Raw genomic sequence first — 12930 nt, 5'->3', positions numbered from 1 at the left:
CATAGCGGGATGTCTCACCCCGCCCGTGCCGGGCTTTCCGCCGCCCTGCTCGGGCTGGTGCTCGGCTGCGTGGCGCTCGGCCCGGCGCTGGGCTGGGGGTTCGTGCTGGTCCAGGACATGGTGTTCGTGCCTGAGCCGGAGTTCTCGCGCTTCACGTTCGGGCTGGCGGGCGGGGCGGCGCGGGTGGTGCCGAGCGACGCCGTGGTGACCGCGCTGGCGCAGGTGCTGCCGGCCGAGCTGGTGCAGAAGGCGATCCTGCTCGGGATCTTCGTGCTCGGCTGCTCGGGGACGGCGCTGCTGGTGCCGTCGGACTCGCTCGGGCCGCGCCTGGTGGCGGGCGCCTTCTACGTGTGGAACCCGTACGTCGCCGAGCGGCTGCTCATCGGGCAGTGGGCGCTGCTGCTCGGGTACGCCGGGCTGCCCTGGGTGGTGCGGGCGGTGTGGTCGGGGCGGCGGCTCGCCCTGGCGATGCTGCCCGCCGCCGTGGGCGGGTTCGCGGCGATGACGGTGACGGCGATCACCGCGCTGCCCGCCGCCGTGCCGCGCCCGCGAGTGGTCGCCAAGGTGGCCGTGGTGCTGGCGCTGTTCAGCCTGCCGTGGCTGGTGGTGACGGCGCTGCGGCCGTACGGGATCGAGGGTGACCCGGTGGGGGTCGCGGCGTTCGCGGCCAGGGCGGACACGCCGTTCGGCGCGGTGGGCAGCCTGCTGTCGCTGGGCGGGATCTGGAACGCGTACGCGGTGCCGCCCGGCTACGAGAGCCTCGTCGGCGCGGTGGCCAGGCTGGTGCTCACGCTGGTGGGGGTGGTCGCGTTCCTGCGCAGCCGGTTGCCGGACAAGTGGGGGCTGGCCGGGGCCGCCGCCGTCGGGCTGGCGGTGGCGTCGGTGGGGGTGAGCGGGCCAGGGCGGGCGGCGTTCGAGTGGCTGATCGGCGTGTGGGGCGGGTTCGGGGTGTTCAGGGACGCCCAGCAGTACGTGGCGCCGCTGGCCCTCGTGGCGGCGCTCGGGCTGGGGCTGCTGACCGAGCACGTGGCGGGCCGCAAGGCGTGGGTGGGCGCGCTGGTGCTGGTGCCGGTCGCGGTGCTGCCGACCCTCGCGTGGGGCGCGCTCGGGCGGCTGGACGCCGTGCGCTATCCCGACGGCTGGACGGCCGCGCGCGAGGTGATCAGGCGGGACCCGGAGCCGGGCGAGGTGCTGGTGCTGCCGTTCGAGTCGTACCGGCGCTTCCCGTGGAACGGGCACCGGGCGGTGCTCGACCCGGCCCAGCGCTTCTTCGCGGTGGCGGGGCGGCGGGTGGTGACCAACGACGCCGTACGGGTCGGCGGCCTGGTCGTCGGCAGCGAGGATCCCCGTGCCCAGGAGGTAGAACGCGTACTAGTAGGACCTTCGCCGGACCTCCGCGCAGCAGGATTTCGCTACGTGATAGTCGACGCGGGGACAGTTGGGGAGCGCCATCGTTTCGACGTGTGGCTACGGAGCGCGAAGGTCCTGGTCGATACCGGTGACCTGCGCTTGTATCGGTTCGACGGCCAGGTGGCGGCCCGCTGACCTCGATCGGTACCCTCGTCAATGGCTTTGTTAGAGTTTCGCCTAGCTACTTCCCAGTAGCAAGAATTGGTTCTAAGTTTGGGGACGCCCGCACCACCCGCCCGCTTCAGGAGGAACCCCCGTGATCAAGATCCTCTTAGCAGCGATCATCGGCGTCGCCGTGGCGGCACTCGTGGCCACGGTCACCACGGTCTCCTTCACCGGCGCCACGGCCACGCCGGTCAACCAGCCGCTCTACAACTACGGCGACCGGTAACCCCAAGCGCCATGGCACCCTCTCCGCTTGGGGGCGAGGGGGCGAGCCGGCGACCACTGCTCGAGATCGTCATTCCCGCGTACAACGAGGAAGGACGACTACCCGGGGGGCTCCTGCAGCTGTGCGCGAAGCTTGCCCGCATGCCGTTCCCCACCTCCGTCATCGTCGTGGACAACGCCAGCACCGACCGGACGGCCGAGATCGTCTCGGACTGGCCGCGCGGCCCCGTTCCCGTCCGGCTCGTCCGGTGCGCGACCCCCGGTAAGGGCGCCGCCGTCCGGGCCGGGCTGCTCGGCACCACCGCGCCCTTCGTCGGCTTCTGCGACGCCGACATGGCCACCGACCTCGACGCCATCGACCATGCGCTCGGGCTGCTGCTGTCCGGCGAGCGCGTGGTGATCGGCTCGCGGGCGCACCGCGACTCGCGCGTGGAGAACCGGCACAGCCGGATCCGCGAGCTGGGCGCGTACGGCTTCCGCGCACTGGCCGGCGCGCTCGTGCGCGGCGTCAGCGACACCCAGTGCGGGTTCAAGTTCTTCGACGGCGTGCTCGCCCGCGAGACCGCCGGCCTGCTGCGCACGCCCGGCTTCGCCTTCGACGTCGAACTGCTCGCGCGCTGCGTCGAGGCGGGCGGCCGGGTCAGGGAGATCCCCGTACGCTGGCGCGACATGCCGGGGTCCCGCTTCTCCCCGGCCCGGCACACCTTCGGCATCGTGCTGGAGCTGGGCCGGATCTGGCTGCGGCTGCGCACGAAACCCGGCTCCGCCGCCCGGCCGGCGTGGGAGCCGCCGCTCGACCCCGTCGGATATCCGTGAAGATCGCCGTCGTCAACTGGCGTGACCCCTGGCATCCCCAGGCGGGTGGCGCCGAGACCTTCGCCTGGGAGTCGGCCCGCCGTTTCGCGCGGGCCGGCCATCAGGTGTGGTACGTCACCGCGCGCGCTCCAGGGCAGCGCCGCCGCGAGCGGGTGGAAGGCGTGTCCTTCGTGCGGATGGGCGGGGTCTTCACCGTCTATCCGCTGGTGCTGGCCTGGTTGCTGCTGCGCAGGGGGCACTTCGACGCGGTGCTCGACTGCCAGAACGGCATCCCGTTCTTCACCCCCTGGGCGGTGCGGCGGCGGACGCGGGTGGTGTGCGTGGTGCACCACGTGCACGACCGGCAGTTCGGGGTGCACATGCCGGGGTGGCTGGCGGCGTTCGGGCGGTTCCTGGAGGGGCCGGTGTCGCGGTGGAGCTACCGGCGGCACGCGAGCGTCGCCGTCTCGCCGTCCACCGCGCTCGCCATGCGCGAGCGGCTCGGGTGGCGCGGGCCGGTGCACGTCATCCCGAACGGGGTCAGTGTCGCTCGACCCGGGCCGGTCGCGAAGAGCCCTGAGCCGCGGGTGGTCTGCCTCGGGCGGCTGGTCGCCCACAAGCGGGTGCCCCTGCTGCTGGACGCCGTCGCCGAGTTGCGCTCGCATCGGCCCGGTCTGGTCGTGGACGTCATCGGCAGGGGACCTGAGGAGGACGCTCTGCGGGCCCGGCTGCCCGAGGGCGTCACGCTGCACGGCTACCTGCCCGAGGACGACAAGGCGCGGCTGGTCGCGCGGGCGTGGCTGCACGTCAGCGCCTCCCAGGGGGAGGGCTGGGGGCTGAGCGTGCTGGAGGCCGCCGCGCTGGGCGTGCCGACCGTGGCGTTCGACGTGGACGGGTTGCGTGATGCCGTACGGCCTGGTGAGACCGGGTGGCTGCTGCCCGAGGGGACCGGGCTGGACAAGGGGATCGCCGCCGCACTCGACGAGCTGGACCACACTTATGCCGTGAAATGTCGGGAATGGGCTGACCGCTTCTCCTGGGACCGCACCGCCGACCGCCTCACCGCCCTCCTGCGCGGCGACGACCCCGGCGCCGACCCCGCCTTCGGCGGGCTGAGCGGTGGCCCCGGCGCCGGCGGTGGCGCCCCGCGCGAGAGGCGCGGTGGCGAGCCCGGCTCCGGCTGGGAGCGGCCATGACCCCGGCCGCCAGGCCGCCCGCGACCGGGCGGATGAGGACGCTGCTGCCCACCCGGCTGCCCACCGACAAGCTGGTGGCCGGGCGGCGGACCGGGGCGGGGCGGCCGGTCGGGGAGGCCGCGCGGCGCCGCCTGTGGCTGCTGTTGTGCTGCTTCGGCTTCGGCCTGCTCGCCTTCACCACCCGGCCGGGCCACCTCATCTCCGACACCAAGATGGACCTCGCGCTCAACCCCGTCGGCTGGCTGGAGCGCGCCGCCCACCTGTGGGACCTGCAGCACTTCGGCCAGCTCCAGAACCAGGTGGCCGGCTACATCTTCCCGATGGGGCCGTTCTTCGCGCTGGGCGAGCTGGCCGGCGTCGAGCCGTGGGTGACGCAGCGGCTCTGGCTGACGCTGCTCATGTCCGTGGCCTTCCTCGGCGTCGAACGGCTGGCGGGGCGGCTCGGCATCGGCTCGCCGGGCACCAGGATCGCGGGGGCGCTGGCGTACGCGCTGGCTCCGCGCACGCTGTCGATCATCGGCGAGATCTCCGTCGAGTGGCTGCCCGCCGCGATGCTGCCGTGGATCCTGCTGCCGCTGCTCACCGCGTCGGAGACCGGCCAGCGGGCGCGCGGCGCCATCAGGTCGGCGCTGGCGGTGGCGCTGTGCGGCGGCGTCAACGCGGTCGCGGTGCTGGCCGTGCTGGTCGCGCCCGTGCTCTACATCCTCACCAGGCCGCGTCCCGTGCCGCGCTGGCGGCTGCTCGGCTGGTGGTCGGGCGCGGTGGCGGTGGCCACCCTGTTCTGGTCGCTGCCGCTGCTGCTGGTCGGCCGGTACGCGTTCTCGTTCCTGCCGTACACCGAGACCGCGGGGACCACGACGGCCGTCACCTCGCTCACGAACGTGCTGCGCGGCGCCTCCGACTGGGTGCGTTACCTGCCGCTGAACGGCGTCCTGGAGCAGCCGCCGGGGTTCAGGATCGCGACCGCGGCCTCGATGGTCGTCGTCACGGGCGTGATCGCGGCGCTCGGGCTCGCCGGGCTGGCCCGCCGCGACCTGCCGGCCAGGGGGTTCCTGGTGGCGGTGTTCGTGGTCGGCGTGGTGGCGCTGGTCGCCGGGCACGCGGGCGCGCTGGAGCCGGTCACCGCCGAGCCGGTGCGCTGGCTGCTCGACGGGCCGCTCGCGCCGCTGCGCAACCTGCGCAAGTTCGACCCGCTGGTCCGGCTCGCGCTCGCCCTCGGCCTGGCGCACCTGCTGGTCAAGGTCAGGATGCCGGTCCGTACGGTGGCCGTCGCCGCCTGCGCAGCGCTCGTCGTGCCCGTCTTCAACCAGGGCCTGGCCGCCCCCGGCGACTTCGAGGACGTGCCCGCCCACTGGCGCGAGGCCGCCGCCTGGCTGGACACGAACGCGGGCGACGACGGCGTGCTGCTCGTGCCGGGCGCCAAGTTCGGCGAGTACGTCTGGGGCCGCCCGATGGACGAGCCGCTCCAGGCGCTGACCACGGCCCGCTGGACCACCAGGAAGATCGAGCCGCCCGGCTCGGTCGGACTGACCCGGCTGCTCGACGCCATCGACCAGCGCCTGACCTCCGGCCACGGCTCAGCGGGCGTGACCGCCGTGCTGCGGCGGCTCGGCGTGCGCTACCTGCTCGTCAGGAACGATCTCATCCGCCAGAACCTCCAGGGCGCCTGGCCGTCGCGCGTCTACGAGGCGCTGCGCGAGTCGCCGGGCATCACGAAGGTGCGCTCGTTCGGCGAGCCGGTCGGCGACAGGGAGACCGACGACGCGGTCAACGCGCTCGACCCCGCCTTCCCCGCGCTCGACCTGTACGAGGTGTCGGATGCCGCCGGCCTGGTCACCGTGCGCCCGGCGGCCGACGCCCTGGCCGTGCGCGGCGGGCCCGACTCGCTGCTCGCGATGGGCGACCTCGGCCTGCTGGGCGACGAGCCGGTGCTGGTCAACGGCGACGCGGGCACCCGCGAGGCGCCCTCCGTGGTCAGCGACGCGCTGCGGCTGCGCGAGCGCTCGTTCGGCGAGTTGCGGACGAACTGGTCACCGACCCTCACGGCCGACAAGAAACGCGACTTCGACGGGGTCAAGGCGCTGGACCTGCTGGAGAAGGGCTGGCTCGACGAGGCCGCGGTCGCCGAGTACGACGGCATCGCCGGCATCAGCGCCTCCTCCTCGGTCGCGGACCCGTACGCGCCGGCCGGGATCAGCAGCGCGGGACGCGGCCCGTACGCGGCCATGGACGGCAACACGAAGACCGGCTGGGAGAGCGATGGCACCAAAACCTCGCAGGGCGAGTGGCTGCGGGTTGACCTGCGGGGACGGATGCGCATCCCGTACGTGAACGTCATGTTCGCGCCCGACCTGCTGCTCGGCCAGGCGGTCTCGCGGGTGGCGGTGGAGACCGAGTCGGGCAGCCTGGTGCAGGACGTCGCCCGTACGACGGACCCGCAGCGGCTGCGCGTGCCGGACGGGCCGACGAGCTGGGTGCGGCTCAAGGTGGCTGGCACGGCGTCGGAGACGTGGACGTACGGCCAGCGCATCGGCGTGGTCGAGCTGTCGATCCCCGGCGTCACGGCCGGTCGCACGATCCGGCTGCCCGGCCAGGGCGGCGACGCGTACGTCATGGACCGCGGCCTCGACGAGCGGCCCGCCTGCATGCGCAACCCGCAGCGCTGGGTCTGCAACGAGGTCGCGCTGGCCGAGCAGAGCGAGGAGACCGGTTTCGACCGGACCTTCCGCGCCGATGCGGCTTCGAGCGTGACCGTGCGCGGAACAGCGGTCCTGCGGGACTCTGAGCTGATCGACCGCTACACCCGCATCCGTGCGGACCTGACCACGGTGACCGGCTCGTCCCAGCTCAGCGATGACGCCGTGGTCGCGCCCAGATCGGCGTTCGACGCCGACGACAGCACGACCTGGATCCCCGACGCCGACGACAAGGAGCCCACGCTCACCGTGGCGTGGAAGGGCAGGAAGACGATCTCCCGCGTCCAGATCGGCCGCCCAGGCGGCGATCAGGCGCCGCTCGACGTGATCGTCACCGGCGACGGCGGGGCCGTGCGCGGCGGGCGGGTGGACGAGCACGGCCTCCTGACGTTCAAGGCGATGAAGACGAGCCGGCTCAAGCTCCGCTTCACCCCCTTCTCCCAGCGGCTGCAGGTGACCGAGCTGGTCATCCCCGGCGTGGACCCGGTGGGGCGGCCCGCCGACGTGCCGCTGCGGCTGGCGTGCGGGTTCGGCCCGACCATCGAGGTGAACGGCCGCAGCGTCCCCACCCGGGTCACCGGCACCCACGCCGACCTGCTCGAACAGCGGCCGGTGCGGATCACGGGCTGCACGAGGGCGCCGCTCGCCGCCGGGGACAACCGGGTGCGGGTGGCGGGCTGGGACCCGTACGCGATCGACGCGCTGGTGGTCGGGGCGCTGCCCGAGCGGCCCGCCGGCGTGGAGGGGTCGGCCGTGCCGAGCACGTGGACGCCGTCGCAGCGCGAGGTCGCCGTCAGCGCGCCCAAGGACGCCTTCCTCGTCGTCAACGAGAACTTCAACGCCGGCTGGCGGGCCAGCATCGGTGGCGAGACGCTCAAACCGGTCAGGATCGACGGCTGGAAGCAGGCGTGGGAGCTGCCCGCCGGCACCTCGGGCACCGTACGGCTCGACTACCTGCCCGACCGGCTCTACCGGCTCGCGCTCCTGCTGGGGCTGGCCGGGATCGCGCTGCTGGCGCTGGCCGCCCTGGTGCTGCGGGGGCCGCGGCCCGAGCACGTACGCGAGACCGCCCCCGCCTCGGCCGCCCGGCTGTCGCGGCCGCGTGCGCCGCTCGTGGTGGTGGCGGCGCTGGCGTTCGGCGGCTGGACGGCGAGCTGGCCCGGCATGCTGGCGGTGCTCGGCGCGGTGCTGGTGACCCTGCTGCTGCGGGCCAGGCGGTGGCCCGCGCATTGGGCGGCGGCCGGCGCGTTCTGCGTGGCGGCGCTGTCCCTGGCCGCCGGCATGACGCTGCGGGACTACGGGATCGACGTGGAGGTGCTGATGGACCCGCTTATGGACCACGTGCCGCAGCTCGCGTCATGCGCGGCGGTCGGCGTGCTGTTCGGCCAGCTCGTCACGGAGCCGGCGCGGCCGGCAGCGCCGCGCGAGCTGCCGGCGGCGAGGCAGGTGCTGACCGGTGTCGGCTGAGCTTGAGCGCGCTCACCTCGATCAGGTGGTAGCTGCCGACGCTGAGCAGCATCGTCACGATGAACGAGATCACCGCGACGCTGGTGAAGTCGGCCTGGAACGGCTGCGCGCCGGTCAGCTTGAGCTGCAGCGTGATCACCGGCGCGTGCCAGAGGAAGAAGCTGTAGGAGATGCGGCCCAGGTAGCTCGCGACGGGGTTGCCGAGCACCCGGTTGCGCAGCGAGCCGGGCCTGGAGGCCAGCGCGAACGGCGCCACCAGCAGCACCGCGACCGCCGTCTCCAGGCTGAGCCGCCACAGCGACTGCCCCAGGGTGGGCAGCACGAGCGTGCGCGGGCCGGCCAGGTCGGTGCTGAGCAGCGCGTACAGCAAGCCGGCCAGCACCAGCAGCTGCGGGGCCAGCGAGTCGATCACGCGGCTGTGCCCGATCCACACCGACAGCACCGCCATCGCCATGCCGCAGCCGAAGAACGCCAGGTGGTACGGCAGCAGCAGGGCCAGGTCGGGCTGCCCGGACAGCCGGGCGACGACCACGGTGACCACCGAGATGAGCGGCAGCACCGCGATGCCGGCGAGCAGGCGCACCGGACGGTTGCCGCCGCGCGCCCACCGGTGCAGCGCCCAGCCCAGCACGGGGAGCAGCACGTAGAAGGACATCTCGATGGGCAGCGTCCACATCTGGTAGAGGCCGTCGGGCGTCGGGTCGGCGGGGAAGAAGTTCTGCGCGAGCAGCATCCACTTCAGCCAGCCGGTCCAGTCGTACGACGCCCACGCCCACAGGGCGAGCGCGCTCACCAGCCAGTAGACGGGCATGACGCGCAGCACCCGGCGCCACAGGTAGCCGAGCGGCCGGGGCCGTGGCGTATCCTCGATCATCGCGCGCGCCCACGGGCGGTAGAGGAGCAGGCCCGACAGGAGGAAGAAGATGGGGACCGCGATGCCCAGGCGGCTCATCAGCCAGTGGAGCATGCCGTCGCGGTACATCACGCCGGTGTTGCTCCCGACGTGCAGCAGCCAGACGCCGAGCGCGGCCACCGCGCGGATGCCGTCGAGTGCCGCGTCCCTGCCCTTCATCGCTGCTCCAATGTCCCGTCGCCGATTGCGGCAACCACGATAGAACCTGTTTCTATCGATTTGGTTGCGGTGGTTTGCCCGCCGCTGACGGGCGTCACCCCCTGTCATACTTTGATGCTCGACGATCGCACCGAACGACAACATGTTCTACAATGCGGAGGCCTCGATGGGTCGCATCTCAACGCTCGTCCTCATCGGGTTCGGGGCTTTCTTCATCGCGCTGGCTCCGCTGCTGAGATTCTGGGCGGCGGACCAGATCATCTCCGCGCCGGCCGACCAGTTCGGCATCTCGCGGCTGGAGGCCAAGAACGCCCAGTACTTCTCGCTGCAGGACCTCAAGGTGCTCACCGGTGACCTCGACATCATCGTCACCACCCGCGGTGATGTGAAGGAGGCCACCAGTGACCGGGTGGTCTGGGACGAGGCCACGGTCGTCAACGACGTGACCAACAAGCGGCCCCAGATCGACATCTCCGAGCGGCGCAGCGCCTTCGACCGCTACACCGGGGTGGCGCTCAACTGCTGCGGGTCCAGCGTCGAGAAGGCGCCGGTCACGCTGGAGGGGCAGGTCTACAAGTTCCCCTTCGACGTGGAGAAGAAGACGTACAAGGTGTTCAACGCCACCGCGCAGAAGGCGTTCGACGCCACGTTCGTCCGCGAGGACAAGGTCAACGGCCTGCCGGTCTACGTCTTCGAGCAGACCGTGCCCCCGACCAAGACCGAGACCCGCAGCGCGCCCGCCAACGTGCTCGGCATCACGGGCACCACCGGTGACGTGCAGGTCGACCGCTGGTACGACGGCAAGACGACGTTCTGGATCGAGCCGGTCACCGGGTCGCCGGTCCGGCAGGAGGTGCAGCGGCACGAGGTGCTGAAGACGCAGGACGGCGTCGAGCGCTCGGCGGCCTTCATCGCGACCGCGAAGATGACCGAGAAGACGGTCGACGACCTGGTCAAGGGCGCCCAGGACGGTAAGAACATGATCAACCTGCTGCGGAACACCATCCCGCTCGTGCTGCTCGTGATCGGCGTCGTGCTCGTCGTGGCCGGCGTCATCGTGGGACGCCGCGCCCCGGCCGACGCCGGGTGACGTTCGCGGTGTTTTCGGGGCCCGTGCGAACGGGCCCCTTTTTATTGACTCGACACCCCGACTGGAACGCGTTTCATATATAGGTTACTCGCCAGTACCAGACGAAAGGTTCTGGTCTAGAACACGTTGCAGTTCGCCGCTTTCCAGACGTATTGTCGGGCCATGCGGACACGCGTCACGGACATGTTCGGAATCGAGCTCCCGATCTTCGCGTTCAGCCACTGCCGGGATGTGGTCGCCGCCGTCAGCAAGGCCGGCGGCATGGGCGTGCTCGGCGCGCTCTACTTCACCCCGGAAGAGCTCGAGATGGAGCTCAAGTGGATCGACGACCACGTGGACGGCCGGCCGTACGGGGTGGACGTCGTCATGCCGGCCTCGTACGAGGGGGCCGACTTCGCGCCGGAGGAGCTGGTCGGCCGGCTCCAGACCATGATCCCCGACGGGCATCGGGCGTTCGTCGAGGGCCTCCTGGCCAAGCACGGCGTGCCGCCCCTGTCCTCGGACGCCGACCCTGGCCGGGTGCTGCTCGGCTGGACCGACGCCACGGCCCGCCCCCAGGTCGAGGTCGCGCTGCGTCACCCCATCGCGCTGCTCGCCAACGCGCTCGGGCCGCCGCCCGCCGACGTGGTCGAGCTCGCCCACGCCCACGGCGTCAAGGTCGCCGCCCTCGCCTCCACCCCGCGCCACGCGCTCAAGCAGGTCGAGGTCGGGGTGGACGTGGTGGTCGCCCAGGGCACCGAGGCCGGCGGGCACACCGGTGAGATCTCCACCATGGTGCTCATCCCGCAGGTCGTGGACGCGGTGGACGTACCGGTGCTGGCGGCGGGCGGCATCGGCAACGGCCGCCAGATGGCCGCCGGGATGGCGCTCGGGGCCGAGGGCGTCTGGACGGGCTCGATCTGGCTCACCGTCGAGGAGGCCGACACCCCGGAGATGGCCCGGCGCCGCATCCTCGCCGCCACCTCCCGCGACACCGTCCGCTCCCGCAGCTGGACCGGCAAGCCCGCCCGCCTGCTCAAGAACGAGTGGACCGAGGCATGGGAGTCGGAGGAGTCGCCCGGCACCCTCCCGATGCCGTTGCAGTTCATGCTCGTCTCAGACGCTCTGCGCCGCATCGGCCGCTCGGACGCCGCCGAACTGGCCACCTTCCCCGCCGGCCAGATCATCGGCGTCATGAACCAGGTCAAACCGGCCAAGGACGTCGTCTACGACCTGATCTCGGAGTACACCGAAGCGTTGGACCGCCTCCACAACCTCACCTCCGACTGACCTCACACCGGCACGACGGTGACCATGCTCTCTAGTCCGACGAAGTCGTCCGTGTTGCGGGTGTAGAGGGGGAGTCCCCGGCTGGAGGCGATTGCGGCGATCATGAGGTCCATCCGCCGCGGCCTCGGATCTCGCTTGGCTGCGAGGGTGAGTGCGACCAGGCTGCCATAACGCGCCGCGGCCTTGGAGTCGAAGGGCAGCGGCTCGAAATCGACGGCGGCCATGCCGAGCTTCTCCATGCGGGCGGCTCGGGACGCTTCGTTCTTCGCCATGGCCACGCCCTGGTGCAGCTCAGCGAGCGTGACGGTCGTGAGTTCCGGCTGCTTCGGAAGGGCCTCGGGTGAAATTTCCGCGAGGTCGATGAACACGCACGTATCGATGACGCCCATGGCACGGTGATCAGCCATGGTGCCGCTCCCACGGGTCGTCGCCCATGCGGTCCTCGCCGTCGAAGAACTCGTCGGCCTCGCGGCGCATCTCGGCGTAGTCCACCTTTGGCAGGAGACGGTGCTTGGCAACAAGCTCCTCCGCACTGAGCCGGCGCCTACGCGGAAGCGGACGCAGCTCTGCGATCTCGATGCCGTTGCGGGTGATGTGGAAAACTTCACCCGCTTCGACCTCGTCCATGACGGCGGCGGAGTTGTTGCGGAGCTCACGCTGACTGATGATCTTCAACATGCACCTCACTGTAGCCCCGCGTAGCTCGGTGTGCTACTCACATCAGTATAAGAGCATCAGTGGCCTTGGTAGAAAGCGGGGCGCTTTTCGCGGAAGGCGCGGGTGCCTTCCTTGGCGTCTTCTGAGCCGATGACCGGCCAGCCCAGCTCGTCCGAGACCTTCAGGGCCTCCGGTTCCGGGAGGCCCGAAGTGTCGCGGTAGGTGCGGAGGATGGCTTGGACGGCCAGGGGGCCCGAGCTTGCCACGTCGTCCGCCAGTTCGCGGGCCACCGCCAGTGCCTGGCCGTCGGGGACCACGCGGTTCACCAGGCCCATCGACAGAGCCTCTGCGGCCGTGACGGCGCGGCCGGTCAGCAGGAGGTCCATGGCGTGGCAGTACGGGATCTGTCGGGGGAGGCGGACGGCGCTGCCGCCCATCGGGAACAGGGCGCGCTTGGCCTCGAAGAGGCCCAGGGTGGCGGACTCGGCGACCACGCGCAGGTCGGTGCCCACCAGGAGTTCGGTGCCTCCGGCGACGGCGTAGCCCTCGACCGCGCAGATGATGGGCTTGGTCGGCAGGTCCTCGCGGAGCAGGCCCTTCCAGTGGAAGTTCGGGATCTGGGCGGCCCTGGCCTGGACGTCCGGGTCGGTGGAGGGTTGTCCCATGGCCTTGAGGTCGGCGCCGGCGCAGAACGTGCCCTCGGCGCCGGTCAGGATCGCCACCCGGATGCCGGGCTCCTCGGAGGCGTACGCCCACGCCGACGCCAGGCCGATCAGCATGTCGGAGGAGAGCGCGTTGCGGGCCTCCGGCCGGTTCATGGTGACGGTCAGGACGTGCCCGTCGCGTTCGATCCGGCAGTGCGGCGTGCTGATCGGCAGGAGCTCCACG

At 71.8% G+C, this 12930-nt stretch carries 11 protein-coding genes; 7 read left to right on the top strand and 4 right to left on the bottom strand.

The genetic code is table 11. The annotated features are described in order from the left end of the window. The first annotated feature begins 9 nt into the window (after positions 1 to 9). The 5 genes from ACFFR3_RS03855 to ACFFR3_RS03835 all read left to right on the top strand — a co-directional run bounded on the left by ACFFR3_RS03855 (position 10) and on the right by ACFFR3_RS03835 (position 7954). Positions 10 to 1545, top strand: a complete 1536-nt coding sequence (locus tag ACFFR3_RS03855; RefSeq protein ID WP_364365428.1) for an MmpA family trehalose lipid delivery protein — start codon at positions 10 to 12, stop codon at positions 1543 to 1545. 121 nt (positions 1546 to 1666) lie between these two features. Further along, complete coding sequence (locus tag ACFFR3_RS03850; protein ID WP_281394582.1) at positions 1667 to 1801, top strand: hypothetical protein; 135 nt, start codon at positions 1667 to 1669, stop codon at positions 1799 to 1801. Positions 1802 to 1812: 11 nt separating this feature from the next. Beyond that, complete coding sequence (locus ACFFR3_RS03845) at positions 1813 to 2616, top strand: glycosyltransferase (RefSeq protein WP_364365431.1); 804 nt, start codon at positions 1813 to 1815, stop codon at positions 2614 to 2616. Continuing rightward, positions 2613 to 3791, top strand: coding sequence for a glycosyltransferase family 4 protein (locus ACFFR3_RS03840; protein ID WP_379482597.1), 1179 nt, complete (start codon positions 2613 to 2615; stop codon positions 3789 to 3791). The genes ACFFR3_RS03845 and ACFFR3_RS03840 overlap by 4 nt, the downstream gene beginning before the upstream one ends. Then, on the top strand, positions 3788 to 7954 hold the full coding sequence (locus ACFFR3_RS03835; RefSeq protein WP_379482596.1) for an alpha-(1->3)-arabinofuranosyltransferase domain-containing protein: 4167 nt from the start codon (positions 3788 to 3790) through the stop codon (positions 7952 to 7954). The genes ACFFR3_RS03840 and ACFFR3_RS03835 overlap by 4 nt, the downstream gene beginning before the upstream one ends. Here ACFFR3_RS03835 and ACFFR3_RS03830 read toward each other — a convergent pair. Further along, a complete protein-coding gene (locus ACFFR3_RS03830) occupies positions 7881 to 9026 on the bottom strand; it encodes an acyltransferase family protein (RefSeq protein WP_345396766.1) in 1146 nt (381 codons plus the stop codon). The two genes, ACFFR3_RS03835 and ACFFR3_RS03830, sit on opposite strands and share 74 nt — an antisense overlap. Positions 9027 to 9192: 166 nt before the next feature. On the opposite strand from ACFFR3_RS03830, the gene pgfA reads away from it, so the two are divergent. Both pgfA and ACFFR3_RS03820 read left to right on the top strand, forming a co-directional pair. Then, positions 9193 to 10116 carry a cell envelope lipid trafficking protein PgfA gene (gene pgfA / locus ACFFR3_RS03825; protein WP_345396769.1) on the top strand — a complete coding sequence of 308 codons (924 nt, stop codon included), beginning with the start codon at positions 9193 to 9195 and terminating at the stop codon, positions 10114 to 10116. 162 nt (positions 10117 to 10278) lie between these two features. After that, positions 10279 to 11385 (top strand): NAD(P)H-dependent flavin oxidoreductase, encoded by a 1107-nt coding sequence (locus ACFFR3_RS03820; RefSeq protein WP_379482595.1) that lies wholly within the window; start codon positions 10279 to 10281, stop codon positions 11383 to 11385. A gap of 2 nt (positions 11386 to 11387) precedes the next feature. Here the strand turns inward: ACFFR3_RS03820 and ACFFR3_RS03815 are convergent, their stop codons facing one another. From ACFFR3_RS03815 to ACFFR3_RS03805, 3 genes are read right to left on the bottom strand one after another with little or no spacing between them, the layout of a single operon-like run. Then, a complete protein-coding gene (locus ACFFR3_RS03815) occupies positions 11388 to 11792 on the bottom strand; it encodes a type II toxin-antitoxin system VapC family toxin (protein WP_379482594.1) in 405 nt (134 codons plus the stop codon). After that, positions 11785 to 12063 (bottom strand): type II toxin-antitoxin system Phd/YefM family antitoxin, encoded by a 279-nt coding sequence (locus ACFFR3_RS03810; RefSeq protein ID WP_345396775.1) that lies wholly within the window; start codon positions 12061 to 12063, stop codon positions 11785 to 11787. The genes ACFFR3_RS03815 and ACFFR3_RS03810 overlap by 8 nt, the downstream gene beginning before the upstream one ends. A gap of 56 nt (positions 12064 to 12119) precedes the next feature. Further along, the gene (locus ACFFR3_RS03805; RefSeq protein ID WP_379482593.1) at positions 12120 to 12929 is read right to left on the bottom strand and encodes a crotonase/enoyl-CoA hydratase family protein; all 810 of its coding nucleotides are present in this window, start codon (positions 12927 to 12929) and stop codon (positions 12120 to 12122) included. Between the last annotated feature and the right edge of the window lies 1 nt (position 12930).

Origin of the sequence: Nonomuraea salmonea (genome assembly GCF_042428605.1) — a bacterium.
In the GTDB taxonomy this organism is placed as follows: Bacteria; Actinomycetota; Actinomycetes; order Streptosporangiales; family Streptosporangiaceae; genus Nonomuraea; species Nonomuraea salmonea.
The sequence above is the reverse complement of the archived record's forward strand: the minus strand, read 5'-3'. Positions and strand labels throughout refer to the sequence as shown.

Coding starts and splice junctions, on each gene's coding strand:
- ACFFR3_RS03855 (WP_364365428.1), top strand. CDS start 10: ATGTCTCACCCCGCCCGTGCCGGGCTTTCCGCCGCCCTGCTCGGGCTG.
- ACFFR3_RS03845 (WP_364365431.1), top strand. CDS start 1,813: ATGGCACCCTCTCCGCTTGGGGGCGAGGGGGCGAGCCGGCGACCACTG.
- ACFFR3_RS03835 (WP_379482596.1), top strand. CDS start 3,788: ATGACCCCGGCCGCCAGGCCGCCCGCGACCGGGCGGATGAGGACGCTG.
- ACFFR3_RS03830 (WP_345396766.1), bottom strand. CDS start 9,026: ATGAAGGGCAGGGACGCGGCACTCGACGGCATCCGCGCGGTGGCCGCG.
- pgfA (WP_345396769.1), top strand. CDS start 9,193: ATGGGTCGCATCTCAACGCTCGTCCTCATCGGGTTCGGGGCTTTCTTC.
- ACFFR3_RS03820 (WP_379482595.1), top strand. CDS start 10,279: ATGCGGACACGCGTCACGGACATGTTCGGAATCGAGCTCCCGATCTTC.
- ACFFR3_RS03815 (WP_379482594.1), bottom strand. CDS start 11,792: ATGGCTGATCACCGTGCCATGGGCGTCATCGATACGTGCGTGTTCATC.
- ACFFR3_RS03810 (WP_345396775.1), bottom strand. CDS start 12,063: ATGTTGAAGATCATCAGTCAGCGTGAGCTCCGCAACAACTCCGCCGCC.